Below are 24891 nucleotides of genomic sequence, written 5' to 3'. Positions count from 1 at the left end.
GGCTGGGCCGCCTCGGTTTGCGCCATCGCCGTGGCCGCATGTACAGGGCGGGGGCAGGAGAGCAACCATGTGGCCACGGCGGCATCGAGCCCCCCTGTGGCCCGGGAAGGAAGATCCGTGGAGAGCACCAAACAACGGCGTGTGTGGTGTGTAGGCCGGTTCGGGTTCATGCTGCCCGAGGAGCTCACCCTCGCCGGGCGCAGCCAGTCTATCTACCGCGTGAGTGTGGGCACGCAACCGCTCGTCGAGGGCAAGACCGCGCAGGAGCTCTGGAAGGAGAAGTTGCGCGAGCTCGAGGCCCGGACGGAGGGGCCGGGCGCGCCCAAGGAGAGCAAGGCCAGGCAGATGATACCGGGCGCCTCAGCAGCCTGGTACGGCGCCAATCCCATGTTTCCCAACGACCGGACGCTCCTGGTGATGAAGCCCCAACGAGGGCACGTCGTGCTGCTCCAGGTAGAGGCCGAGGCGGGCAATGAGGCGATCGCCGAGCAGTTGGTGGCGGAGACCGTCGCGGCCTATGTCCCCGAGGCGCGCTACGGGTTCTGTGTGGGCGAGGGAGCGATCACCTCCGAGGTGAGCATCAACGAACAAGCGCTCGCGACCTTCGTCAGCGCCAGATATCCCGGCCTGGAGGTCAGCATCTCCACCCAGACGCTCTCGCAGCCGCGCTCAGACCATCCCCTCTCCGACGTGGAGGGGGATCGCCAATCCTTCGCGTCTCGCGGTGATAAACTGGAGGTGCTGCGTGACGAGGAGCGCACGGTCGCGGGCTGGAAGGGACGGGAGGGGCGGGTCTCACTCGCGTCGGCGCGCGAAGGAACGATGCTGCGTTTCACCTGGTTCCATCCGGGAGGAGAGGCCCGGGGTGATAATCCGGAGATCCTCCTCAAGGCGAGCGCGTTCGACAAGCACCAGGCCGAGTTGGAGGCCACATGGGAACTCCTGCTGACTTCACTGAAGCAGCTTCCGCGGACACGCTAAAACCACCGGAACCGACCATGTGGAAGATCACCGCTTCTCAGATGCGCGAGATGGGCAAGGCCCTGCAGCAGCGCTTCGAACTCGGAGCCGTGGACTACCTGCGCACGAACTTCGCTGACTGGAGCGAACTCAAACCCGACGCCGAGCTCTTCAACCTCATCCGCCTGGCCATCAACCGTGCCAGAACCTACGGCATCACCATCGAGGCCGACGTGCTGCGCTATCTCGACTACATGGTCATCTACAGCCAGGAGTTCGATACGGAGCCAGCCACATCCTGGGCCGGGGAAATCCTCCGCGCCCAGGAGTTGTCCGGCACGGAGAAGATGGACCGCATCGACGCCTATGATGAATTCGTCATGAATCGGAAGGACTGATACGACGAACTCACTGAGTTCGAGTTTCGAAGTATCGGGCGATCAGGCTTTAGACGTCTACGCGCCTGCGGCAGCGTCCAGGGCATCGCCCTCAGGGGAAAAGCGCTCGTCGCAACACAAGGAATCCGTGAGCGACGGCGCAGAGCGTGGCGTGATGGTGGAAGCCGAGCCAGGAGCGTCAGCTTTTCGGCGCCTAGAAGAAGCCCATCGCCTTCGGCGAGTAGCTGACGAGCAGGTTCTTCGTCTGCTGGTAGTGGCTCAGCATCATCCGGTGGTTCTCCCCGCCGATGCCGGACTGCTTGTAGCCACCGAAGGCCGCGTGCGCCGGGTACAGGTGGTAGCAGTTCGTCCACACGCGGCCCGCCTGGACCTCGCGGCCCACCCGGTACGCCGTCGATGCGTCGCGCGTCCACACGCCCGCCCCGAGCCCGTACAGCGTGTCGTTCGCGATGCTCAGCGCCTCGTCCAGGTTCTTGAACGACGTCACCGAGACGACCGGCCCGAAGATCTCCTCCTGGAAGATCCGCATCCGGTTATGGCCCTGGAAGATCGTCGGCGCCACGTAGTAGCCGTTCTCCAACTCGCCGCCATGGCGCAGCCGCTCGCCGCCGGTCAGCACCTTCGCGCCCTCCTGCTTCCCGATGTCCACGTACGAGAGGATCTTCTCGAGCTGATCATTCGACGCCTGCGCGCCAATCATCGTCGCGGTGTCGAGCGGATTGCCCGTCTTGATCTTCTTCGCGTGGCGCGAAGCACGCTCTACCGGATGCTCAGCCGGCACGGGCTCGCCTGAAATAGTCCCTCTACCCTCGGCGAACCTGTTCTCCAACCCGTGGCCCTCAGTGGGGACAAGGGGTTCAACCCGGATTCACCCGATACCCTCACCCCGTCCCTCTCCCGGAGGGCGAGGGGAAATGGGCTCAGTCAGGTGCCTGGTGGCACTCATTCACGGACTTACTCCTTGCTGCCTCCCTGTCCGGCGCGCTTTCCCGGTGCATCCACCAGGCTCTTGTCCATCGCCACCACGGCCGTGGGCTCCTCCTCGTTCATGGCGAATGAGGGCTCTGGCGCGCCCGTCACCTTGAGCACCAGCGCCTCCTGGATGAGCCGGGCCAGCGCTTGCTGTCCATTCGGATAGGGCGCGTACTCTCCCGTCAGCGCGCACAGTTGCACGCGCAACCGCTGCCCCCTCGGGGTGCGCTCCTCGAGCCGCCACTCGAGCAGATCCATGATGGCGGCATCCAACGCGGCAGGCACATCCGGGCGGAAGGCCGAGGGCGGCAGCAGTGACGGTGGCGGCGTGGGATTCAACCGCTCGGAGATGTCTTCCCCTCCCTTGAACAGAGGCCGTCCCGTGAGGGCCTCGTGCAGCGTGGCCCCGAGCGCGAAGAGATCCGCGCGCCCGTCGGAGGACTCGCCCCGGGCCTGCTCCGGTGACAGGTAGCCCAGCTTGCCGCGCACCCGGTCCGCCTCCGTCAGGCGCACATGGATGCCCGCCCGCGCCACCCCGAAATCCCCCAGCTTCACCTCGCCAATCCGTGACAGCAGGATGTTGGGCGGATTCACGTCCCGGTGCACGTAGTCGAGCGCCTCGCCCAGCTCCGCACCGATGTACGCCACCACCTCCGGTGGCAGCGGCCCATGGCTCTTGAGCAGCTCTCGCAGCGACACGCCCTCGATGTGCTCCATCGCCATGAAGTACGTGTCCTTGAAGCGGCCCACGTCCAGCACCTGGATGATGTTCGGATGGTTGAGCAGCGAGCCCAGCTCCGCCTCGCGCCGGAACAGCGTGACGAAGTCCTCGTCCTCGGCGTAGGCCGGAAGGATGCGCTTGATGGCCACCACCTTCTCGAAGCCTCCCTCCGGGCTGTAGGTGGCTCGAAACACCTCGGCCATGCCCCCCACCCCCAACCGCTCGTGGAGGAAGTACTTGCCCAGTAGATCCTTCGCGCGGATGGCGTGCAGGGCCTCCTCGGCCTTGCGCGTGATGTGGCCGGCCACCATCGCCGCCATGCCTCCCGTGATGAAGTAATAGACGGCGCGCTGCACCATCAACGGCGGGGAGAACATCACCGGCACGGGCGAGGGCAGCCGGGGCAGGGCCACGAAGTAGTAGAGCAGCAACATCTCGGCGGCCACGAGACAGCCCGCGAAGAGCGCCAGGCGCTTGGAGCGCAGCGCCGCGAGCACGATGAGCGTGCTCCACAGCACGGCCGCGGGATTGGACAGGGCCTGCTCGGCATCCGCGAAGAGGATGTCGTAGGCGAAGAGCCACACGCCGGCACCAGTCTCCAGACAGACATTGAACCAGCAGATGGCGGGGTGGAACCATCCGCGCCGGATCATCCGGGACATCCACCCGTAATACAGGCCGTAGGCCGCGCAGCTGCTGATGCGAGTCCGTGACACGGCCTCCAGCCGCCATCCGATGTGATGGGTGACCTCGGCCTGTCAGTCCCTGCGCGTCCACACCCCGTGAAGGCGCCTTGACGCGCCCCCGCCCGCCCTCTACTGCTTGCGTCGAGCCCGTCATCGCCTCGAGGTCCCCACCATGAGCTCCCCGCGCAAGTCTCCCTACGCCGCAGGTCCCGGCGCGGACGTCGTCCTGCACGGCACCGTCGCCCCCGGCTTCGAGGAGGTCCGCGAGGAGCTCCGCCGCAACTTCACCGAGCGCCACGAGCTGGGGGCCTCCTGTGCCGTCTACCTGCGCGGCCAGAAGGTGGTGGACCTCTGGGGCGGCTGGAAGGACGTCACCACCCGCGAGCCCTGGGAGGAGGACACCTGCGCCCTCGTCTTCTCCACCACCAAGGGCATGTCCGCCATCACCGCCGCCATCGCCCACTCGCGCGGCTGGCTCGACTACGACGCGCCCGTCGCCTCCTACTGGCCCGAGTTCGCCCAGGCCGGCAAGTCCCGCATCACCGTGCGCCAACTCCTCGCGCACCAGGCCGGCCTGCCCGCGCTCGATGAGGACATGGACCCGGTGAAGCTCGCCGACCTCGACTCCCTGGCGAAGGTGCTCGCCCGGCAGGCCCCGGCGTGGGAGCCCGGCACGCGCCACGGCTACCACAGCTTCACCATCGGCTGGTACCTCGGCGAGCTCATCCGCCGCGTCGATCCCCGGCACCGCAGCCTCGGCCGCTTCTTCCAGGAGGAGGTCGCCACCCCGCTCGGCATCCAGTTCCACATCGGCCTGCCCCGGGAGGTGCCCGGCTCGCGCGTGGCCCGCCTGGACGCCGTCGCCAGCCTCCAGGCGCTCTTCCACGAGCACTCGCTCCCCCTGGGCATGATCCTGGCCTTCCTGTGGCCGCGCTCGCTCACCGCCCGCGTCCTCACCAACCCCCGCTCGCGCAAGCTCTCCGACTTCGACTCGCCCGTGTACCGCCCCCTCGAGCTGCCCGCCGCGGGCGGCATCGGCCAGGCACGCGCCGTCGCACGGGCCTACGGGTCGCTCGCCACTGGAGGACAGGAGCTGGGCCTCACACCCGCCACGCTCGAGGCCCTCACCGCCCCGCCCGTCCTCCCCACCCGGGGCACCTTCGACGTGGTGCTCAAGGCGCATACGCGGTTCTCGCTCGGCTACACCCGCGCGTGCCCCACGCTGGACTTCGGCCCCAACCCGCGCGCCTTCGGCACCTCGGGCGCCGGAGGCTCGCTGGGCTTCGCCGATCCGGATGCCCAGCTCGGCTTCGGCTACGTGATGAACCGCGCGGGCCTGCACCTCATGAGCGACCCGCGCGCCCGCGCCCTGCGCGACGCCGTCTACCGCTGCCTCGCGCGCCTGTCCGGCTCCAGCTCGCGCGCGGCGTGAGCCGCCCCGCCGCTCCAGGCCCGAGGTAGCACCCCGTCGAGCGCACGGTGGCTCGGCATGAGGCCCCGCCGTCATGGCGAGCCTCTGCCTCGAAGCCCGCCCTCGGCATTAGTTTCAATCACATCCAGAGAACACCCCATCAGCCCCATTGAAGACCACAGGACCGACCACCCACGGTGGGCGGCCCTGGAAGCCAGACACGATCATTCTCCGCTGGCACGCATTCCGCGAAACTGATTGGCAGGGCCTACACGATCAGGGGTCATGCCCACATCTCGAACCTGCTTTTCTTTACACCCAGGCCGTGAGCTCCCGGAGCTGACACATGAAATCCTATATCATGGCAGGACCTCGCGCACTCGAACCGGCGGAGCTCGGAGTTCCCGAGCTCACACCGGGCTGTGTATTGCTGAAAACCCTATCGGTCTCCATCTGCGCAACGGATGTCGGCTATTACCGGGGTTGTTTGAAGCCTCCCGGATGGCCGATCATCCCGGGGCACGAGTACCTGGGAGAGGTGGTGGAGAGCCAGGTCGAGGGAGAGGCGCTGCGGCCTGGCGACAAGCTCGTCTATTGGGGGCAGACGGACTTCGGTGGGCTCGCCGAGTACCGGGTCATCAGGCCCATCTTCCCTGGCATGCACCGGGAGATGCAGTGGCTGACCGATCGGCACTTCATGGACGACCACCAGGCCGCGGCGGTGCTCGTCGACGACGATGTCCCGCTGGAGAACGCCACCCTCATCGAGCCGCTCACGTCCGTGTTGCGCGCCATCCTGGAGCATCCGCCCCGGCCCGGGGACGATGTCATCATCCTGGGCGCGGGCCCCTGCGGCTTGCTGGGAGCACAGGTGCTGCGACGGATGTTCGGCGTCCGCCACATCACCATCCTCGAGCGCAATCCGGCGCGTCTGGATTTCGCCCGGGCCGCTGGGATCGAGCTGGCCCTGGACGTGGTGAGGGAGGAGGAGGCCATCCATCGGTTGATCCGCGATTCGCAGGGGGCGCATGCACACTACCTGTTCGATGCCCTGCCAGACATCTCGGGTCTCGAGGCGGGCCCCAGCCACACCCGCGCGCTGGGCATGCAACTGCTGGCGCCCCATGGCTGCTACCTGCTTTATGGCGCCACCGAGCAGGTCCAGCCGGTAGACACCTGGCTCATCCTGTCCAAGGGGCTGCGGCTCGTCTCCACTCCTTTCGACGTCCGCCACTTCTCCATGGCCCGCTCCGCGAGTGTGATGAACGTCGCCAGGACGCTGGTCGCCCGCCGGTTCCTCGAGCTGGAGTCCCTCGTCACCCAGACGATTGCCTTTGGTGACGTGGCGGCCATCCGGTCCGTCTTCGACCACTACGGCCAGGACGCCCACTTGAAGACAGTCATCTCCGTGGCGCGGCCCGTGAGCGCGCGCCTGCCGGTCCTGGAACGGATGGCCGCTTGAGGGCCGGGAGGAGGCGGACATGAAGACGGGACGACACGAAAGACTCGCACCCGGACAGCCCGGCACCGCGGGCCGGGCCCTCGGAGGGTTCTACTTCCTCCTGTTCACGAGCTTTGGCCTCTTCGCCCCCTACATCGGGCTGTTCCTTTCCCGGCGGGGCTGGCGCGGCCAGGAGGTGGGCCTGGCACTCTTCACGCTCACGGCGACTGGCTTCCTGGGCCAGTTCGTCTTCGCCTTCCTCGCGGACCACGCCCACCGCAAGCGGACCATCATCTCCCTGCTCGCGCTCGCGAGCGGGCTGGCGGGCACGCTGCTCTTCCTGGCCCGAGGCTCGCTCCTCTTCGGATTGCTCGCCCTGTTGGGGTTGGTCCACCGGCCCCTGGTGCCACTGACCGACAGCGCCGTCTTCGATCTTCTCGATGGCCAGCGGGAGAAGTACTCGCGCTTCCGGCTGTTTGGCTCCACCGGCTTCATCTTCGCCAGCGCGGTGGCCTCGCTGCTCGTGCTGCCCCGGTTGGGGTTGGCGGGGGTGTTCCCCGTGTTCGGGCTGACGCTGCTGCTGGCGGCGGTCCTGCCCGCGTGGTTCGAGCGGCCGGCGGCCGCGAGCCGGGCCCCGTTCTCCCTGGCGTGGCTCGCCGACCGGCGGATCCGGGGGCTCGCGCTGCTGATGTTCCTGCTGGAGTTCGCCAGCACGGCCGTGCAGGGCTACCTGGGAATCTACATGGACCGATTCTACGCCCTGCCGGACGGTGCGGTGTCGCTGGCCTGGGCGATCGGCGTGGCGTCCGAGCTCGTGCTGTTGGTGGCCGCGCCCCGCCTGCTGCGCAGGTACAGCACGAGAGCCCTGCTGGGCGCCGGAGGAGGCGCGGCCGCCCTCCGGTACGTGTTCCTGTCCACGACACTGGCCACGGGCTCCCCCAGGCTGTTCTTCGTCTCGCAGCTGCTTCACGGCGTCTACTACGGCATCTTCTTCGCGGCGGCACTCGGCTACCTCGACGCGTGCAGCCCCGGTCATCTGCGCGCCAGCATCCAGGCGACGGTCCATGCCCTGAGCACACTGGCGGGGCTCCTCCTGGGTTATCTGGTGAATGGCTGGGTCCTGGATGCCTTCGGGCTGCAATGCCTGTTCGCGCTCTCGGGTCTCTTCGCGCTCGCGGGAGTGTCGCTCCTCTTCACCGGGCTCCTGGAGGACGCGGAGCGCCCGCTGGCACGGCCGCGAGGCTCCTCCCCCGGAGTCATCGCTCCACCTCGCCCCACGCGACGACGACGACCACGCCCTTGCGCATGACGAGGCAGTCCCGGACGTTCAGCACCTCCTGGAGGCCCGCCGCGTCCAGGTGTTGTCGGCCGCGGACTTCAAGGACTCGAGCCACGGGCGCCGAGCCGCGCCCGCCTCGCGCCCGGCAGGGCTCGCATGCGGCTGGAGGGCCGGTCCCCCCACGCCAGTTGCCATCCCCGGCGCGCACCCCCAGCGTCGAGGTGCGATCCTCTCTTCCCCGCCCTCGCGCCATGCGTCCCCTGCTCCGTCTTCCGTCCCGTTTCCTTCGCGCTCGAAGCCGGGACCCTGGGCCTCCCCGCCCGGCGGCCCAGCAAACGCCCCCCCCGGTGGAACCATCGCCACTCAGCAATCAGGGGCTCGGGGAGGTGCTCGGGGTGGCGCTCCGCGCCGGGCAGGTCATGGTGGAGAGCGGAGCCAACGCGGCCCGCGTGGAGGAGGCCATCATCCGCTTCGGCAACGCGCTCGGTGCGGATCGGATGGACGTGTTCGTCACCCCGGGAGGCATCGTCGTCTCCGCCCTCGCCCGGGAGCAGCACCGCACCCGGGTCGTGCGCGTGGTGAAGACGGGCATCGACCTCAACCGCGTGGCCGCCATCACCCGGCTCGCGGAGCGCGCCCACCACGGAGCGCTCTCCCGGGCCCAGCTCCGGACGGAGCTGGAGCACATCGCCAGCCAGCCCCGGCTCTATGGGCATCTCACCACCGTCCTCTCGGTGGGCATGGCCTGCGCGGCCTTCGCGCTCCTCTTCGGCGGCAACGCCCTCGAGGTGCTGACCGCCGGAGCCGCCGCGGGCGTGGGACAGGCGCTGCGCGAGCTGCTGGTCCGCCTGCGCTTCGGCCGGCTGGCGATGACCTTCCTGGTGGCCGTGGTGGCCTCCGCCCTGGCGCTGGTGGGCTCGCGACTGCTGGAGGTACCCGCGCCGGGGCTCGCCATGGCCGCCTCGGTGCTGCTCCTGGTCCCCGGCGTTCTCATGGTCAGCTCCATCGTGGACCTGTTCCGAGGCAACACCCTCTCCGGCATGGTCCGGGCCACCTCCGCCGTGCTCATCATCGCCACCATCGCGGGCGGCCTCTTCGTGGTGCTGCTCATCTCCGCCCCGCACCTGGCGCTCACCACCCGGACACCGCCCCCGCTGTGGGCCGCCACGCTGCTGGCGTTCGCCGCCGCCGTCGGGTTCTCCGTGCTCTTCGACGTTCCCCGCCGCGCGCTCTGGGCCGGGGGCCTCGCCGGAGCGGTGGGCGTCTGCCTGCGCAACGGCCTGCTGCTGCTCTTCCCCAGCGTGCCGCACGAGGCCGCCATGCTCTGCGCCGGCTTCGGCATCGCCCTGGTGTCCGGCGTCCTCGCGTCCTTCACGCGCATGCCCACCAGCATCTTCACCATCCCGGGCTTCATCCCGCTCGTCCCCGGCGTGCTGGCCTTCCGCGCCGTGCTGGGTTTCGCCGAGCAGGACTACACCGCCGGCACCAGCAACCTGGTGCAGGTCACCCTGCGTCTGGCGGCGCTCGCCGCGGGACTCGGCACCGCCCAGGCGCTCACCCGGCGCCAGTGGTGGCCCTTCGCCCGGTAGCGAGCCCCGCGTCTACACACCGGCCGGAGGTGCCGCCGTGGCCCCGGGCGACAGCCGCTCCAGCAGCGCCCTGGCCTCCTGGAAGTCGGGGGCCTCCTGGTTCAGGTCGAGCCGCTCGCGCAGCCGCTCCAGCAGCCGCCGGGCCTTCTCCGGGACGCCGTCCTCCATCAACAGGCGGGCCAGGCCCACCGCCGCCCGCACCTCGTAGGTGCCCGCCTCCTGGTGTCGGGCCACCGCCAGGGCGTGGAAGTAGCAATACCGCGCGTCATGCGGTTTCCCACGGGCCCGCAGCAGCTCGCCCCGCAGACGATGAATCTCGGCTTCGTAGACGTGCTCCCCCGTCTGTTTGATGACCTCCAGGGCCGAGTGCACCCGCTGGAGCCCCCACCCCGTCTGGCCCAGCTTCAGGTGGACCTCCGCGAGCAGGCGCAGGGTGTAGCTGCGTCCCAGCAGGACGCCGAAGGCCCACCAGCGCTCCAGCTCCTTCTGGAGGAGCTCCAGGCCCTCGCGGGGCTGACCCAGCTCGGCCAGTGCCCAGCCCCGGACGCTGGAGGACCACACCCGCCACAGCTCATAGCTGCGCTCGCTGGAGAGGGAGATGGCGCGCTCGGCCCACGCCAGGGCGCTCGCGGGCTCCCGGCGAATCTCGCTGGCCACGGCCGCGTACGTCAGGGCGTAGGCGAGCGTATGCGGGTGGCCGAGCTGCTCCGCCTGCTCCAGGGCCCGCGCGCTGTACCCCCGCGCCCGCTCCGGCAGTCCCAACAGCGAGCAGGGCACGGCCGCATAGGCCAGGGCGGCGATGCGCGGGGCCGCGAATTGCAGCTCCTCCGCGGCGGAGCCCGGCTCGTGCTTCACCTGGGCGGCGCAGGCCACCGCGCGCTCGCCGTACTCCATGGAGGTGCGGACCCTGCCCCAGATGAGGAAGTCGTAGATCATGCTGCGGTAGCCCTCCAGCAGCAGCTCCGGATTGGAGTGGAGCTCGCCCAGGCGCATCAGCCGCTCGCCCAGCTCATGGCAGCGGGAGAACTCCGCGCGCGTGAAGTGCCAGGAGAACAACCCCGCGAAGGAGAGGTGCGGCGGAGGGAGCGCATCCCCCAACCGCTCGAGCAGCTCCCAGACCCGGGCATAGGTCCGCTCCACCTCGGGCGAGCCGTAGCCCCGCAGTTGGTAGAGGGGCGTGCCCAGGGCCAGGAGGATCCTCAGCTCGTCGGCGGCACGCTGGCTGGCATCCGGCAGACCCCGCAGCAGGGTCAACGCCTGGGTGAGGTGCGCCACCGCTTCCCGTGCGGCCGAGCGCGTCTGGGCGAGCTGCCCGGCCCGCAGCCACCAGCCGATGGCCTGCTCGGACTGGCCCGCCGCCGTGAGGTGGTGGGCGATGACCTCGGGGCACGACTCCACCTCCTGGCCGAAGTGCTCCTGGAGGATGCGGGCGAGCCGCCGGTGGTAGTACCGCCGCTCGCGCGAGGACAGGGACGCGTAGGCGGCGTCCTGGAGGAGCGCATGACGGAAGCGGAAGGACGGCCCCCGGATTCGCGTCGGGTCCCGCTGCTCCTGGAGCAGTCCCCCGCGAATCAGCCCGGAGAGCTCGCGCCGCAGCAGCGGCTCCTCCCCGCGCGTGAGCGCCCGGAGCAGCTCGAGTGAGAAGTCTCGCCCCACCACCGAGCACATGCGGATCAACGTCCGCTGGCGCGTGGGCATCAGGTCCAGGCGCGCCAGGAGCAGCTCGTGCAGGGTGGCCGGGAGGGTGCCCGGCAGCTCCGGCGGGCCGCCCCGCTCCAGCACCACGCGCAGCATCTCCTCGATGAAGAGCGGAATGCCATCCGAGCGCTTCGCCAGCTCGCGCACCAGCTCCGTGGGCAGGGTCCTGCCACCGGCGGCCGCCTTCACCATGTCCGTGGCGAGCTCCGGGCCGAGCCGGTCGAGCACCAGCCGGTGGAACCAGGGATGGAGCGGCCAGGGCGATTGGAACTCGGGCCGGGCCGTGAGGACGATGAGGATGCGCTCCCGCTCGAGGTGGCCGAGCAGGTGGTCGAACAACTCCAGCACGAAGGAGTCGGCCCAGTGCATGTCCTCGACGGTGACGAGCACGGGGCGATCCCTCGCCATGCGCTGGAGCAGGGCTTCCAGGGCCTCGAAGATGAGCTCCTTGCGCCGCTCGGGCGTGAGCTGGCGTACCAGGGCATCCTCGGCCACGGGCAGGTGGAGGAAGAGGCCGATGAGCTGCACGTGCTCCCGGCTCATGCCGAGCTCGCCCCCCAGCCGCTGCTCCAGCTGCGCCAGCTGGGTGCGCGGCTCGCTCTCCGGGGAGACGTGGAGCAGGTGGTGCTTGAACACCTCGAAGCCCGTGAGGAGCGCGCCGGAGCTGAAGCGCGGCCAGCACTGGGCCGGCAGGAGGTAGGCCGACTTCTGAGGCACCCGCTCCAGGAACTCCTGGAGGAGGCGGGACTTGCCGATGCCGGCCTCGCCGGTGAGCAACACGCAGCCGCCCTCGCCCGCGCGGGCGCGCTCCCACCACCCCGACAACAGCCGGAGCTCCTCCTCCCGGCCCACCAGCGGCGTGCGGCCCCGGGCGGAGAGGGCCCGGCTGAAGCGGGACAGGGCCTCGCGCTCGCGCACCACGCGCCACGTCTCCAGGCTCGCCGTCCCGGCCAGTCCCTCGAAGGGATGGGCGCCGCGCGTCTCCGTCTGGAAGCTTCCGCCCACCAGCCGCCAGGTGTTGCCGCCGACGAGCACCTCGCCGGGCGCGGCCTGTCTCGCGAGCCACTCGGCCACCTGGGGGGCCTCGCCCAGGATGGCCACGGCCCGTTGCTCCCGGGGATCCGGGGCGTGCTCGCCCAGCGCCATCAGGTCCGTGTGGACGCCCACCTTCGCGGCCAGCGAGCCCAGGGAGAGGTGTGGCAGGGCCCGCTGGAGGGCCCTGGGAAGGGAGGAGGCCAGGAGCAGTGCCGCGCGGACGGCGCACTCCGCGTCGTCCTCGCGCATGCGGGGGGTGCCGAAGGAGGCGAGCACCTGGCGGCCCAGGAAGAGGGAGACGGAGCCTCCGTACTTGCGGATGGCGTCCACGCATTTGCGGTGGAAGGCCTCTTCCAGCTCACCGAGGGCATCGGCATCGAGCGGCTCGGCGGCGCCCCCCGTGCCCGTGAGCAGGCAGCACACCAGCGTCACCTGCCGGCGCCGGGGCACGCGGGCCCGCGGCTCCACCTGGACGAAGCCGAGCCGCATGCGCAGCTCCCTCAACTCCGCCGCCATCTCCTGCGCGGACTGGAAGCGCTTCTCCGGCTCCTTGGCCAGGGCCATGGCCACGAAGGACTCCAGTTCCCGGGGCAGCTCGGGCCGGCGCGTGCGCAGCAGGGGCGCGGGCTCGTCCGACGTCACCCGCAGCCGCAGCTCCCCGAGGGTGGAGTACGGCCAGGGCAGCTCGCCCGTCAGCATCTCGTAGAGCACCACGCCCATGGTCCAGAGGTCGGTGCGCACGTCCTGCGGCCCGCCCTCCCACTGCTCCGGGGCCATGTAGACGGGCGTGCCCGCGGTGGGCAGGTGCAGGGCCTGCGAGGGGTCTCCCACCGCGGTGAGGCTCGCCAGGCCGAAGTCGAGCAGCTTCACCATGCCCTGCCGGGTGATGAAGACGTTGCTCGGCTTGAGATCCCGGTGGATGACGAAGTGGGCGTGGGCATGCGCCAGTCCCGAGAGCACGTCCTGCAACACCTCCAGCGCGCGCCTGGAGTCCACCCGCCCCCGCCGCATCAGCGAGGTCAGCGACTCGCCCTCCAGGCACTCCATGACGATGAAGGGAATGCGCGTCGTCATGTGCTGGGGGCACCACTCGCTGACGTCGAAGACGCGGACGATGTGCTCGTGGTCCAGCCGGGCGATGGCCCGGGCCTCCAGCAGCGCCAGGTCCGCCAGCTGCTCGCGGGGCAGGAGGAACTTGAGCGCCACCACGCGCTGCAGCTCGTGATCCCTGGCCCGGAAGACCTGGCCCATGCCCCCGCTGCCAATCTTCTCGAGGATCTCGAAGCGGCGGCCGTCCTTGCCGCCCAGCCACTCGCCGGGCCTGGGCAGCCGGAGCGGGATGGGAGCCTGGGCCACCTCCCTCAGGAAGGAGTCGAAGGAGGCATCGATGGAGTCCTCGGTGTCGGCCGGGGGCTCGCCCTCCCCATTGGCGTACCTGCTCATCGCATACTCCCAGCCCACGCGGGGCTCGCCGTAAGCGAAAGCTGCCCACGGAAATACGGCGCGGCAAAGGCGCGCGCGAAGGGGGGGACGCGCGGCAGCTTGCCCGGAAGCGGGAGCTACACCGTCAGACGCTACAGCGTCAGACGCTACACCTTGAGGCGGATGGCGCCGGGGAGGATGGAGATGCGGCACGGCAGCCTGCCGGGCACCTCGCCATCCATCTCCAGGAAGACTTCCTCGTCGCTGTCGGCCTCCAGGGTGCGGCACTGGAGGTAGCGCGTCTTGTTCCAGGTGATGTGGTCCCCGTTGTAGACGCCCTTGGACTTGATGATGAAGTCGGACAGGCCGTAGTCGTGCCAGATGGTCAGGTCGAACACGCCATCATGGGTGATGGCCTTGGGCGCCACGCACATGCCGCTGCCGAAGTAGCGGCCGTTGGAGGCGGCCACGACGGTGATGCCCAGCTCCTCGGGCTCGCCGCCGTCCACGCGCAGGCGCACCTTGCGGTCCTTGTACTTCGCCATGGTCTTCACCGTGCCCCACAGGAAGCTCAGGTTTCCGCCGAGCGCCTTGCTGCCGATGTTGACCTCGTGGGCCACCGCCGCGCTCACGCCGAAGGAGGCGATGTTGGCGAAGTAGCGCGACTCCTTCTGGCCCTGGTGGTTGACGTACTCGACGAGCCCCACGTCGAAGGGCTCGGTCTTGTCGGTGCGCAGCCGCGCCAGGGCGGAGTCCAGATCCAGCTCCCACCCGAAGGCGCGCCGGAAGTCGCCACCGGTGCCCCGGGGGATGAGCCCCAGGGCGGCGTTGGGGTTGATGGCCTTGCCGTCCGCGAAGAAGCCGTTGACCACCTCGTTGACGGTGCCATCGCCTCCCACGGCGGCGATGCAGTCATAGCCGTCCAGGAGCGCGTCGCGCGTCAGGCGCACCGCGTCCATGGCGCGCTCGGTGAAGCCGAACCCGAAGTCGCCGATCGCCCGGGTCACCTGGCCCGAGATCTCCGCCCAGCGCTTGCCCGTCTCGCCACCGGCGCTGCGCGGATTCACCACGAGGAACGTCTTCATCGCGAGGGTCCCGGTCCTACTTCTGGGGGAGCGGCACGGCGCGCACGTGCACGTCGCGCAGCTGCTTCTCGTCCACGTCGCCGGGGGCGCCCGTCATCAGGTCCGTGCCCATCTTCGTCTTGGGGAACGGGATGACGTCACGCAGCGACTCGGCGCCGGTGAGCAGGAACGCCAGCCGGTCCATGCCCAGCGCGATGCCACCGTGCGGGGGCGCGCCGAACTTCAGCGCGTCCAGCAGGAAGCCGAACTTGGCCCGCGCCTCCTCGTCGGAGATGCCCAGCGCCTTGAAGACCTCGGCCTGGACCTTCGGGTCGTGCAGACGGATGGAGCCGCCGCCGATCTCGAAGCCGTTGAGCACCACGTCGTAGCGGTGGCACTTCACGCGGCCCGGATCCGTGAGCAGGTACTGCACGTCCTCGTCGTGCGGGCGGGTGAAGGCGTGGTGCGCGGCGGCCCACGTCTTGGTCTCCTCGTCGTACTCGAAGAGGGGCGGGTTCACCACCCAGAGGAACTTCCACACGCCGCCGCTGCCGTACTCGGGGATGAGGCCCAGCTTCTTGGCCACGTGCACGCGCAGGTTGGCCATCACCGTGTGCACCAGCGACTCGCGGCCGAACTGGAACAGGAGCAGATCTCCCGTCTTCGCGTTGCACGCCTGGTTGATGGCCTGGCGCAGCACGGGGGTGATCGTCTTGGACAGCGGGGACTGCGTCCACTCACCGCCCTCGCCCACCTTGGCGCGCGCCAGTCCCTTGGCGCCATTCTGTTTGGCGAACTCCTCCAGCTTGTCGCTCTCCGCGCGGCTCATCGGCTTGTCCGCGGGGACGACCATGGCCTTGACGATGCCGCCCTGCTCCACCGCCTCGAACATCATCGGCACGCCGCCCGCGGCGCCGTGCTGCTTGATGAGCCCCGTGAGCACGATGTGCTCCAGCCCGAAGCGCAGGTCCGGCTTGTCGTTGCCGTACTTCGCCATGGACTCGTAGAAGTCCATCCGCATGAAGGGCGTGGGAATGTCGATGCCGAGCACCTCGCCCCACAGCCGTTTGATGAGCCCCTCGATGATGGTGAAGATGTCGTCCTGGGTGACGAAGCTCATCTCCACGTCGATCTGCGTGAACTCGGGCTGCCGGTCCAGCCGCAGGTCCTCGTCGCGGAAGCACTTGACGATCTGGAAGTAGCGGTCGAAGCCCGCCACCATGAAGAGCTGCTTGTAGAGCTGGGGGCTCTCGGCCAGGGCGTAGAACTTGCCCGGGTTGAGCCGGCTGGGGACGAGGAAGTTGCGCGCGCCGCCCGGGGTGTACTTGCCCATGAAGGGCGTCTCGAGCTCCAGGAAGCGGTGGTCCACCATGTACGAGCGCGTGATGGCGTTCATCTTGGAGCGCGTCATCAGCGACTGCTGCAGCGGCTTGCGGCGCAGATCCAGGAAGCGGTAGGCCAGACGCTTGTCCTCGGCCGTGTCGATGTTGTCCTCGACGAGGAAGGGCGTGGGCTCGGAGCGGTTGAAGATGGTGAGATCCGTGGCCTTGATCTCGATCTCCCCCGTCTTGAGCTTGGGGTTGACCTGCGTGCCACGCGAGGCGACCTTGCCCTTGATGCCGATGCAGTACTCGAGCCGCAGCTGCCCGGCCAGCTCATGGGCCTCCCTGGCGATGTCCGGCTCGAAGACCACCTGGGTGAGGCCCTCGCGGTCACGCAGATCGATGAAGACAGCGCCGCCGTGGTCTCGCCTGTTCTGCACCCAGCCGAAGAGGACGACCTCCTCACCGATGTTGGCCTTGGTGAGCTGGCCGCAGGTATGAGTACGCTTGACCTCGGTAATGAACGGGACCGCCATGACACCGCCTGCACAGAGGGGGGTTGGAAGGGCGGCACCATAGAGAGCGTGGAAACGGTGCGTCAAGGAATCCGAGAAGGAACCCCCGGGCCGCGCATGAAGCGGAAGGCACTCGCCGTGGGGTGCGCGGGCGCGCTGTGGCTGGCGGCTCCCGAGGCCCACGCGGGCTCGGTGATGGTGGAGGCGAGCGCGGGTGCCTCCCAGCGCACCTGGGCGCTGCTGGGCGACGTGGAGCTGCGCAAGGACGAGACCTTCCTCACCCTGGGCTACACCGGCGCGCGGCTCGAGTCGGACACCGCCCTCTCCCACCAGCTCTCCACCGGCGTGGACCACGCCCTGTCCGAGCACTGGCTGCTCTCCGGGCTCGTCAACGTGGGCCTGCCCAAGACGACCACCACCGCGCTGGCGCCCGCCCGGCCGCTGCTCGGGCTGCCGGCGATGTCCGCCCAGAGCGGCTACCACAGCCTCGGCGTGCAGCTCGCGGCGGCCTACGACTCGGCTGGCTTCTCGGACCTGGAGTATGGGTGGGACGGGGGCGTGGGGCTCACCCGTTACGCGCTGCGGCGGCGGATCTCCGTCCGCGAGGATGGGAGTGACGAGACCCTCTTCCAACGCAACGAGCCGCTCTTCGTGGTCCGTCCCTCACTGGGCGCGCGGCTGCTGCTCTTCGACAAATGGGAGCTGGGCCTGCGGGGTGGCGTGTACCTCTACAGTGGAGATCCGCTGAGCGCCGGCCAGTTCACCGAGGAGGAGATGGAGCAGGTGTTGCGCCGCTACACCAATGCCGCCGAGGGAGGCCTGCTGTTGAGGAACTTCGCCCGGCGCCGCATCGGGGAGCTGGCGTTGGACCTGAGCGGCCGCATGCTGGGAGTGAATGCGCTCACCGGCTTTCCCAGCGCTCCGGCGCTCTTCGATCTCAAACCCTCGGTGACCTGGCGCGTCAGCGCGGCGGTGCGGGGACAGCTCTCCTACGCCTTCACGCGCTACGTGCCGGGCGAGGGGTACGCCCACGTGGTGGGGACCCGGTGGACGGTGCGGCTGGCCGGGTCCTTCCGGCTGTGGGCGTCGCTGTCGCTCCAATCGGACCACCCGGAGGGGGAGGAGCCCCTGCGCTCGGGGATCGCGACGCTGGGCTCGGAGCTCAGCTTCTGAGCCCACCTTCCTGACCCGGCTGACCCGGCTTCAGGTGGCCACCGGACCCGTAGTAAGAAGGCGGGCATGGTCCGAAAGCTGACAGCCGCTGCCGCCGCGCTCGCGACGCTGACCGCGTCGTGCGCGCCGCCCTCCCAGCCGCCCGTGAAGGTGCGCGCGCTCGTGCTCTCCAGCAATGGCGAGTACACGCCCACGGAAGTAGAGCTCAAAACGATCACCGACATCGTGGCCATGGAAGGCCAGGTGATGAAGGTCGTCGGGGGCGCCCTCATCCGGGTGGACTCGCAGGATCCCGAGTTCAACGCGGCACAGGGCAAGGGGGATGAAGCGTACAAGCGCGCGGTGCTCAAGGACGTGGGCCGTCCCGTGACCGCCAGCTACATCACGGACGAGAAGGGCGTGCTGTGGCCGGCGGACTTCCACACGTGGAATCTCGTCACCACGTACTACAACCTCGAGCGCGCCCGGGACTACTTCATCAACACCGCCGAGGTGAAGGTGGCGGAGTTGCCGCAGGCGACGACGTACTACTTCCCCGAGTTCGTCCTCGCGGACAGCAGTGATGAGCCGCAGGTGGACAACGCCATCTACTTCTCGCCGGTGCAGGCCTTCCTGGTGCTGCCCTTCAAGGAGATCGAGAAGGCGCCGATGGCGCTCAACGCCTCCATCCTCACGCACGAGTACGCGCACCTGGTCTTCAACCGCCGGGTGTACGAGGGCCAGGGCGTTCCCGTGCCCCTCCAGAGCTGGTCGCTGGACGGGAGCACGCCGGGGCTCAACGCGATCAAGGCACTGGACGAGGGCCTGGCGGACTTCCATGCCTACGTGGCCTCGTGCCAGACGAGCTACAACTGCAACCCGCGGGTGCTGTACACCACGCTGGAGGGCCCGCAGGCGGAGGCGAGGGATCTGTCGAAGAAGTGGTGCATGGGCACGGAGCTGAAGCAGCAGCTCCAGCTGGCCAACTTCGGCCAGTTCACCGAGGGGCAGTACCTGGTGGGCACCATCGTGGCGAGCGCGCTCTACGAGTCCGCGTCGACGTCGCCGGCCTGGCGCCAGGTGCTGGCGCGCGCGGTGGTGGCGGCCTACTCGGACCTGGATACGGTGAAGCCCGGCCTGGCCCAGCTGGCGAAGACTTACACCACCGACCAGTACGGGTTCACGCTGGCACGAGCCCTCCGGGCCCTCATCCAGCACATCCCGAACGGTGAAGACGAACTGAAGAACCGGGTGTGCTCCAACCTCGCCACGCGGCTGCGGTTCACGGACAAGGAGATCGCCGAGTTCACCGGCGGCGCTCAGTCCGGTCCGAGCGACTGCCCGCAAACCCCCACCATCAACGACTGTTCGATCACCCCATGAAGACCGCCAACCTGCATTCCTGGCTCCTGCCCTGTCTGCTGGGGGGACTGACGCTCGCCGCGCCCACGTTCGCGCAGGACGAGGACACGCCGTACACCTATCCGGACGAGGAGGAGTCGGAGAAGAAGAGCAGCTCGCGCCGCCGCACGCAGGACGAGGACTCGCCGTACGCCTATCCGGACGAGGAGAATCCCGAGCGGGCGCAGAAGCGCCGGCGCCGACAGGAGGAGGACACGGCGGAGGACTTCCGGCGGGCGGCCGAGGGTGACGAGGAGGAACAGGGCTACGAGCGGATGTCGCGCCTGGACGATCCGAACACGGGCGTTGCCTTCGAGGTGCTCGGCGGGGCGATGTTCCTGAGCAGCCCGCGGGGACAGCTGGTGGGCGACCTGCTGCCGGCGGTGGGAGGGCGCTTCACGTGGGAGTACGGGCGGCTGTTGGGCTCGGAGGCGCTGCGCGAGGCGCTCTGGTTCGACGTGCGCTACACGTACGCGGGGCAGCGCGAGGGCACGAAGCTGATCGTCGGAGACAGGCAGTTGCACTACGCGACGATCGCACCGGCGTACGAGCTGACGTTCGGCGAGTCCTCGGACTACGGCGCCTACGCGCAGGTGGGCGGAGGCTTCGTATACGAGCGCACCACGCTGGAGGTGGGCGGCAAGCTGACGCCGCTGGACGGAACGCAGTTGCTCATCCAGTACGGAGTGGGCCTGAGGGGCCGGACGAAGCTGTCGCTGGAGTCGAACGTGCGCCTGGCGTGGAGGGTGGAGCTGATGCGGTTCCGGCGCGGCTACCAGGACGACACGTTCGTGGGAGCGAGCCTCGGCACGGCGTTCTGACGGAAGCCCCTCCCCTGTCCGTCCCGGCCCCGCCTGGCCCTTCTCTCTACGCGGAGCAGCGCGACAGACCGCCTTGGGCGCGGCATCTGATAGGGTGGACTCTGGAGGTAATCCCCCCTGGTGCGACTTCTCCCGTGGTTACCGCTCGCCATCCTCCTGACGGGGGCGACAGCGGCATCTCAGCAGCCTCAGCCCCCGGCCCGCGAGCGGCAGGAGCGGCAAGTCGTCGTCCCCAACAACCCGGATGACCCGGTACCGGAGGTGCGCGTGGCGGCGAACGTCGCCACCCTCTTCGTCTTCGATGCCCCCATCGACAGGGGCTCACTGGAGGTGGAGGGGCGGGCAACGCGCTTCAACCTGATGGACATAGGTGAGCGCACCATCACCCTTGAACCCGCTGTGGAGCCGGGGGGCGGGGAGAAGCTGGGCGTGCGGGTGCGCTACAAGGACGTCGGCGTCCCGGCGTACGCCACCTTGGCGCTCGTCTCCCACCCCACGCGGGTGGATACCCGGGTGGATGTAATGCGCCGCCCGCGCACCCTGGAAGCGCTGGAGGCGGCTCTCGCCGAGAAGGACGCGCAACTCGCGGCGCTTCGCGCTGTGAGTGGACCCGCCGGGCTCGTGTTCTCCGGGCGGCTCGACCTGAATGGAGTGCAGGCCCGACGCATCGAGAATCTGCCCACAAGCACTCAGAGTGGGCTGAAGGTACTGAGCGGAGAGGGGTATCGCGCCAGGTCCTGGGCTCTCGCCGTCATCCGTGTGCAGAACCTTCCGGGACAGAAACCATGGGAGTCAGGGCAAGCGCGCCTCACCAGGAGGGACGGAACCCCGGTGAAGGTGCGTTCCGTGGACATGAACAAGGCGCAGCTCGCACCCGGTGAGGAGGGCCTCATCGCGGTGGAAACGGAGGCGCCCTTCTGGAAGGTGGACGGCGTCCTCCGCCTGGAGCTGCTCGACAAGAGCGGCAGCCGGCACCTCTCCATTCCCAATGTGAAACTGTAGGAGCGCTGGCTCATGACTGAAGCCCTGCACCCAGACCACCTCAAACCCGGCGACAGGGTGGGGCCCTGGCTCATCGTCGCGGTGCTGGGCCGTGGAGGCTCCTCCCGCGTCTTCAAGGTGGAACGCGACGGCCAGCCGTACTCCATGAAGATGGGGCTGCTCCCCCTCAACCCATTCACGGAGGAACTCACCGAAGAGCAGTACGTGGAGGAGACGAGCGCCTGGCGGCGCCTGGCGCGCGAGGCCGCGGCCCTCTTCACCTACTCCTCCCACCCCAACCTGCTGCGCGTGTACGCGGTGGACTTCTGGCCCCACCCCACCCAGGGCTACCCCTTTCTCGTCACCGATTTCGTGGAGGGGGACGACTGGCACCGGTGGCGGTGGCGCAAGCCCCTTCACGCCGTGGAGCTGGCGGACACCTTCTCCAGTGTAGTGCGCACCGTGGGGGTGCTGCACGCACGCGGCGTGTACCACCGGGACTTGAAGGCGGATAACATCCTCATCCGCCGCAAGGACGGCAGGCCCTTCCTCATCGACTTCGGCACCGCGCGCCTGCCGGGAGCCCTCACCCAGACGCTGGGCCTGCCCGAAGGCGTCCTGCACCTGGTGCCGCCCGAGCTCCTGGCCTACACGCGCACCGAGGCGTGGAAGCGGGGCGAGCCCTTCCAGGGAGGCGTGCCCGCGGACTTGTACGCACTGGGGGTGCTGCTCTACCAGGGCCTGACGGACCTCCACCCCTTCAACCCCGAGCTGCCAGACAAGGAGTTGTTGGCCGCCATCGCCAGCATCCCTCCCACCGCCCCCCACCTCCTCAACCCCCTGGCACCGCGCGCCCTCAGCGACATCGCCCTGAAGCTGCTGGAGAAACGGCCTGAGGACAGGTACCCGCATACCGAGGCATTACTCCAGGCGCTGGAGGCGGCCGTGGAGAAGGTGAGGAAGTCCCCCGCCTGGAAGGTGCCGCTCTTCGCCGTTGAGAACAGTCCGGCGGAAACCCTCCCCGAGGAGGTGGCGGCACAGCCAGCCCAGTTGCCGCCCGCAGCGCGTGAGGCCCCGGAGGAGGCACCGCCCCCCGAGGAGGCAGAGCATCCAGCAGACGCGAAGCAGGAGGAGCCTGCTGCGCCAGGAGGCCCGAGGCGCACAATGTGGCCCCGGGTCGTGCTCGCGGGCCTGACCGTGCTCGGCCTTGCCTTGTCGCTGGTGTACTCCACACTCACGCCCCCACCCGAGGCACTGCGGCCTGGGGCTGGTTCCGAGAAAGGAAACCCACCCGTGTTCACCTCTTCACGCGCCACCCCCTCGAGTCTCCTCGCTGCCTGGCTGTGTGCCGCCGTCGGCATCGGTTGCCCCGCTGCCCAGGTGAAGCCTCCCGCGCCCGAGGACTGCCCGAAGGAGGCGACCGCGGCCATGTTCCAGGAGCTGGAACTCACACGGGGTAGCCCACTTCAGGCTGTCGTGGACATCAACCAGCCCGGCGACCCGAGCGAGGCAGGCGTCTACCAGGACGGCCCCGTCATTGGACGTCTCACAGTCGGAGATGGCAACCTGCCCGAAGGAACGCTGCTCCACGGCCACCTGTGGACGGGACCCGGCATCTACGAGTTCATGGAGGAGGAGAAAGTCCCAGCCGTCCTGGGCCGCTACACGCTGGCCGTGCTGCCCGATGGACGGAAGTACCCCGTGTGCATCGTGCTGGGCAACCCGGACGACGGGCGTGTGCCCATGCATGAAGGCTCCAAGGAAGGCGCCGCCGTGCTCAACCGGGAGCTGCCGGTGAGTGTTGTCCGGCGCTGGCCCTGAGCGCCTCGGCCCTTCGTCGCCGCCTGAATCGAGAGCGCCGAGGCATCTTCTCGCCTTCTGGAGCTCGCTGCTGGCCGCTGCCGCCGGTCACAAGAGCGCAACCTTCTTCTTGTGCTCTTCCCACTCGCTCAAGGCGGTTGCCACATGGTGGAGCGTGTGGAGCTTCAGCCTCTTGTGGTGGACCGCCAGGTAGTGCTCCCCGCCGATGACCACGAAGGTCTCGGGGTCCGCGGGGTGGCGCTTCAACCATTCCTCCGCTTCCGTTCGCGAGGGGAACGAGGGCGCCCCTGGTGGGATTCCTTCCGCGGTAAGCGCAGCGATGGCCGCTTCAATGACGTACTCACGATACATACCGCGGGTGTTGTCCTCGCGCATGTACCAGAACTGATAATAGTCATCGCCGATGAGGATGTTGGCTGGGCTCGGTGGTTCCGCGGTGCCCTTCAGCCATTCTTCCGCTTCATCCCGGTGGGTGAACCGCGCCACGGCGATGGGCGCATAATGATGAGGGTGGATGAAGAAGTCTTCGAACTCATCGAGCTGACCCGTGTCGGCGATGAAATCGAGCAGGGCAATGAGAACGCGGACGTGCTGCTTCTGCTCGGGCTCGGGTACTTCATCGATGACCTCGAGGAGCATCTCGACCGCTGGCCGCGAGAATTCGCCCTTGCCAGCATTCAAGGCCGGGCTTGTCCTGGAGGGAGCTCCAGGCGCAAGCTCATTGAGATAATCCTCGAAGCGGTAGATCTGCCCGGTCACCTGAACGAAGTTCCTGCTTTCGCCCACGTACCTCCAGAGTCGCTTTTCGTCCTCACGGCCTTGCGCCAGCGCAACCTGCCAGCGAGAACCCGCGAACTTCGCGGCGCCCGCGAGTGTTTCGAAGATCCTCACCAGCATGTCTCCGCGAGTTGGACGCGGGTGCTCTACCATGGACATGCGCGGAGGAGCAGGAGGTCTGCGATGACGGTTCGGCCTGCGACTGCCCGGACTCACCGGCGAAGACGCGGTGCTTCGACGAGCGCGGCGAGCGCATTGGCATCTGCGGGGGGCTGAGTGCCCGCTCAATCGCGGACTTCGATCTGCCCGGTGTAGACCTTGTCCAGCCAGTCCATGCCCTTGAAGCCGAGCTTCCGCGCGACCTCGGTGAGCTCCTCGCGCTTCGCGGTGTTGCCGGCGTAGTGGTAGGCGATGGCGAGGTTGGCGGCGATGGTGGGATCGTTCTTGTCGAGCGAATACGCCTTCTCGCCGTGGGAGATGGCCTCGTCGTACAGGCCGCGCTTGAGCGCCACCACCATCATGCTCGACCAGGCCTGGGCGTAGGACGGATCGATGGCGGTGGCGCGCTTGTAGGCGGCCATGGCCTGCTCGTACTCCTTGTGCATGCGGAAGATGCGCCCCTGGCCGGTGATGGCCTCGATGCGGCGGGGCTCGATCTCCAGGGCCTTGGCGTAGGCGGCCTCGGCCTCGGTGGGCCTGTTCAAGTCCAGCAGGACATGACCGAGCAGGGTCCAGGCCAGGTCATCCCGCGGCTCGGCCTGCAGGTGCGCGCGCAGCCGCTTCTCGGCCTCCTCCACGGCGCCACCGCGGTACAGGGCGGAGATCTCCTCCACCGGTTTCTTCGCCTCCTTGTTGGCGGACTTGGAGTCACACGCGGCGAGCAGGAGGACACAGACCAGGGCGAGCAGGCGTTCGGCGGACATGACGGACTCGGCGGAACGGGGGGAAGGAGCAGGAGGTCACTATGACGCCCGCGTGTGCTCCCATACAACGCGAGGGTGGATCCCCGGGACAAGGAGGGTGTCGGCCATGTGCCAGCCGCGCCCGTGGACTGGGAAAAGATTTCACCCGTGCGGGTGAGGCCGCCACCCCCCGTCCCCCAGTCCCACCCGCAACCCCGCGAATCCACGAGGGCGGGCGCTGGCATGCGTGCTGCTTCGTGCCGGGGCAGGAAGGTGAGTCTGGTTGGGGGAGGCGGGGAATGAAGGACGTGGCGAAGCGACACCTGGACCCGGTCTGTGGCAAGCACCTGGAGGCGCCCGAGGGCCGTCCGTCCACGGAGTACAAGAAGCGGCGGTATTTCTTCTGCTCGGAGCGGTGCCGCACGGCGTTCCAGAAGCAGGCGGAGCGTTTCCGGATGAACGACCTGGCGCGAGCCGGCGCATTGCTGACGCCGGGCCGGGTGCGCTGGGGCATCGCCTGAGC

The 24891-nt window shown here is 68.8% G+C and carries 18 protein-coding genes and 1 pseudogene; 12 read left to right on the top strand and 7 right to left on the bottom strand.

The features are described from left to right. Positions 1-168 precede the first annotated feature (168 nt). On the top strand, positions 169-981 hold the full coding sequence (locus VFZ09_RS16480) for a T6SS immunity protein Tli4 family protein (protein ID WP_329728534.1): 813 nt from the start codon (positions 169-171) through the stop codon (positions 979-981). A 17-nt stretch (positions 982-998) separates the two neighbouring features. After that, positions 999-1358: a hypothetical protein gene (locus tag VFZ09_RS16475; RefSeq protein ID WP_329728533.1), complete on the top strand. Its 360-nt coding sequence runs from the start codon at positions 999-1001 to the stop codon at positions 1356-1358. 193 nt (positions 1359-1551) lie between these two features. On the opposite strand, the pseudogene VFZ09_RS16470 reads toward VFZ09_RS16475, so the two are convergent. After that, a pseudogene (locus VFZ09_RS16470) lies at positions 1552-2112 on the bottom strand (aldehyde dehydrogenase family protein); the annotation flags it as partial. Positions 2113-2312: 200 nt separating this feature from the next. Further along, positions 2313-3767: a serine/threonine-protein kinase gene (locus tag VFZ09_RS16465; RefSeq protein WP_329728532.1), complete on the bottom strand. Its 1455-nt coding sequence runs from the start codon at positions 3765-3767 to the stop codon at positions 2313-2315. Between the two features lie 142 nt (positions 3768-3909). On the opposite strand from VFZ09_RS16465, the gene VFZ09_RS16460 reads away from it, so the two are divergent. From VFZ09_RS16460 to VFZ09_RS16445, 4 genes are all read left to right on the top strand, one after another. Next, entirely contained in the window at positions 3910-5169 is a 1260-nt protein-coding gene (locus tag VFZ09_RS16460; RefSeq protein ID WP_329728531.1) for a serine hydrolase domain-containing protein, read from the top strand. A gap of 325 nt (positions 5170-5494) precedes the next feature. Continuing rightward, positions 5495-6610, top strand: coding sequence for a zinc-dependent alcohol dehydrogenase (locus VFZ09_RS16455; protein ID WP_329728530.1), 1116 nt, complete (start codon positions 5495-5497; stop codon positions 6608-6610). 19 nt (positions 6611-6629) lie between these two features. Beyond that, complete coding sequence (locus VFZ09_RS16450) at positions 6630-7898, top strand: MFS transporter (protein ID WP_329728529.1); 1269 nt, start codon at positions 6630-6632, stop codon at positions 7896-7898. A 365-nt stretch (positions 7899-8263) separates the two neighbouring features. Continuing rightward, entirely contained in the window at positions 8264-9457 is a 1194-nt protein-coding gene (locus VFZ09_RS16445) for a threonine/serine exporter family protein (RefSeq protein WP_329728528.1), read from the top strand. Positions 9458-9469: 12 nt separating this feature from the next. Here the strand turns inward: VFZ09_RS16445 and VFZ09_RS16440 are convergent, their stop codons facing one another. The 3 genes from VFZ09_RS16440 to aspS all read right to left on the bottom strand — a co-directional run bounded on the left by VFZ09_RS16440 (position 9470) and on the right by aspS (position 16534). Continuing rightward, the gene (locus VFZ09_RS16440) at positions 9470-13633 is read right to left on the bottom strand and encodes a protein kinase domain-containing protein (RefSeq protein WP_329728527.1); all 4164 of its coding nucleotides are present in this window, start codon (positions 13631-13633) and stop codon (positions 9470-9472) included. Between the two features lie 146 nt (positions 13634-13779). Further along, entirely contained in the window at positions 13780-14697 is a 918-nt protein-coding gene (locus VFZ09_RS16435) for a diacylglycerol kinase family protein (protein WP_329728526.1), read from the bottom strand. Positions 14698-14713: 16 nt separating this feature from the next. Next, positions 14714-16534, bottom strand: coding sequence for an aspartate--tRNA ligase (gene aspS, locus VFZ09_RS16430; protein WP_329728525.1), 1821 nt, complete (start codon positions 16532-16534; stop codon positions 14714-14716). A gap of 96 nt (positions 16535-16630) precedes the next feature. Between aspS and VFZ09_RS16425 the strand changes: the two genes are divergently transcribed. From VFZ09_RS16425 to VFZ09_RS16405, 5 genes are all read left to right on the top strand, one after another. Next, on the top strand, positions 16631-17686 hold the full coding sequence (locus VFZ09_RS16425) for a hypothetical protein (protein WP_329728524.1): 1056 nt from the start codon (positions 16631-16633) through the stop codon (positions 17684-17686). Between the two features lie 66 nt (positions 17687-17752). Then, complete coding sequence (locus VFZ09_RS16420; protein WP_329728523.1) at positions 17753-19048, top strand: hypothetical protein; 1296 nt, start codon at positions 17753-17755, stop codon at positions 19046-19048. Next, a complete protein-coding gene (locus VFZ09_RS16415; protein ID WP_329728522.1) occupies positions 19045-19887 on the top strand; it encodes a hypothetical protein in 843 nt (280 codons plus the stop codon). The genes VFZ09_RS16420 and VFZ09_RS16415 overlap by 4 nt, the downstream gene beginning before the upstream one ends. A gap of 120 nt (positions 19888-20007) precedes the next feature. After that, positions 20008-20889 carry a DUF2381 family protein gene (locus VFZ09_RS16410; protein WP_329728521.1) on the top strand — a complete coding sequence of 294 codons (882 nt, stop codon included), beginning with the start codon at positions 20008-20010 and terminating at the stop codon, positions 20887-20889. Between the two features lie 12 nt (positions 20890-20901). Further along, positions 20902-22689, top strand: a complete 1788-nt coding sequence (locus tag VFZ09_RS16405) for a serine/threonine-protein kinase (RefSeq protein ID WP_329728520.1) — start codon at positions 20902-20904, stop codon at positions 22687-22689. A gap of 87 nt (positions 22690-22776) precedes the next feature. On the opposite strand, the gene VFZ09_RS16400 is transcribed toward VFZ09_RS16405, so the two are convergent. Both VFZ09_RS16400 and VFZ09_RS16395 read right to left on the bottom strand, forming a co-directional pair. Further along, a complete protein-coding gene (locus tag VFZ09_RS16400; protein ID WP_329728519.1) occupies positions 22777-23580 on the bottom strand; it encodes a hypothetical protein in 804 nt (267 codons plus the stop codon). Between the two features lie 170 nt (positions 23581-23750). After that, the gene (locus tag VFZ09_RS16395; protein ID WP_329728518.1) at positions 23751-24389 is read right to left on the bottom strand and encodes a tetratricopeptide repeat protein; all 639 of its coding nucleotides are present in this window, start codon (positions 24387-24389) and stop codon (positions 23751-23753) included. Between the two features lie 278 nt (positions 24390-24667). Between VFZ09_RS16395 and VFZ09_RS16390 the strand changes: the two genes are divergently transcribed. After that, positions 24668-24889 carry a YHS domain-containing protein gene (locus VFZ09_RS16390; protein WP_047856904.1) on the top strand — a complete coding sequence of 74 codons (222 nt, stop codon included), beginning with the start codon at positions 24668-24670 and terminating at the stop codon, positions 24887-24889. The last annotated feature ends 2 nt before the right edge of the window (positions 24890-24891 follow it).

It is taken from the genome of Archangium sp. (genome assembly GCF_036277355.1).
GTDB lineage: Bacteria > Myxococcota > Myxococcia > Myxococcales > Myxococcaceae > Archangium.
Note: the sequence above shows the minus strand (reverse complement) of the source record. Positions and strands in the feature narration are given on the sequence as shown.

What these genes read in the sequence shown, in the direction of transcription:
- VFZ09_RS16480 (WP_329728534.1), top strand. Translation starts at nt 169, where the DNA reads ATGCTGCCCGAGGAGCTCACCCTCGCCGGGCGCAGCCAGTCTATCTAC.
- VFZ09_RS16475 (WP_329728533.1), top strand. Translation starts at nt 999, where the DNA reads ATGTGGAAGATCACCGCTTCTCAGATGCGCGAGATGGGCAAGGCCCTG.
- VFZ09_RS16460 (WP_329728531.1), top strand. Translation starts at nt 3,910, where the DNA reads ATGAGCTCCCCGCGCAAGTCTCCCTACGCCGCAGGTCCCGGCGCGGAC.
- VFZ09_RS16455 (WP_329728530.1), top strand. Translation starts at nt 5,495, where the DNA reads ATGAAATCCTATATCATGGCAGGACCTCGCGCACTCGAACCGGCGGAG.
- VFZ09_RS16450 (WP_329728529.1), top strand. Translation starts at nt 6,630, where the DNA reads ATGAAGACGGGACGACACGAAAGACTCGCACCCGGACAGCCCGGCACC.
- VFZ09_RS16440 (WP_329728527.1), bottom strand. Translation starts at nt 13,633, where the DNA reads ATGAGCAGGTACGCCAATGGGGAGGGCGAGCCCCCGGCCGACACCGAG.
- VFZ09_RS16435 (WP_329728526.1), bottom strand. Translation starts at nt 14,697, where the DNA reads ATGAAGACGTTCCTCGTGGTGAATCCGCGCAGCGCCGGTGGCGAGACG.
- aspS (WP_329728525.1), bottom strand. Translation starts at nt 16,534, where the DNA reads ATGGCGGTCCCGTTCATTACCGAGGTCAAGCGTACTCATACCTGCGGC.
- VFZ09_RS16425 (WP_329728524.1), top strand. Translation starts at nt 16,631, where the DNA reads ATGAAGCGGAAGGCACTCGCCGTGGGGTGCGCGGGCGCGCTGTGGCTG.
- VFZ09_RS16420 (WP_329728523.1), top strand. Translation starts at nt 17,753, where the DNA reads ATGGTCCGAAAGCTGACAGCCGCTGCCGCCGCGCTCGCGACGCTGACC.
- VFZ09_RS16415 (WP_329728522.1), top strand. Translation starts at nt 19,045, where the DNA reads ATGAAGACCGCCAACCTGCATTCCTGGCTCCTGCCCTGTCTGCTGGGG.
- VFZ09_RS16405 (WP_329728520.1), top strand. Translation starts at nt 20,902, where the DNA reads ATGACTGAAGCCCTGCACCCAGACCACCTCAAACCCGGCGACAGGGTG.
- VFZ09_RS16395 (WP_329728518.1), bottom strand. Translation starts at nt 24,389, where the DNA reads ATGTCCGCCGAACGCCTGCTCGCCCTGGTCTGTGTCCTCCTGCTCGCC.
- VFZ09_RS16390 (WP_047856904.1), top strand. Translation starts at nt 24,668, where the DNA reads ATGAAGGACGTGGCGAAGCGACACCTGGACCCGGTCTGTGGCAAGCAC.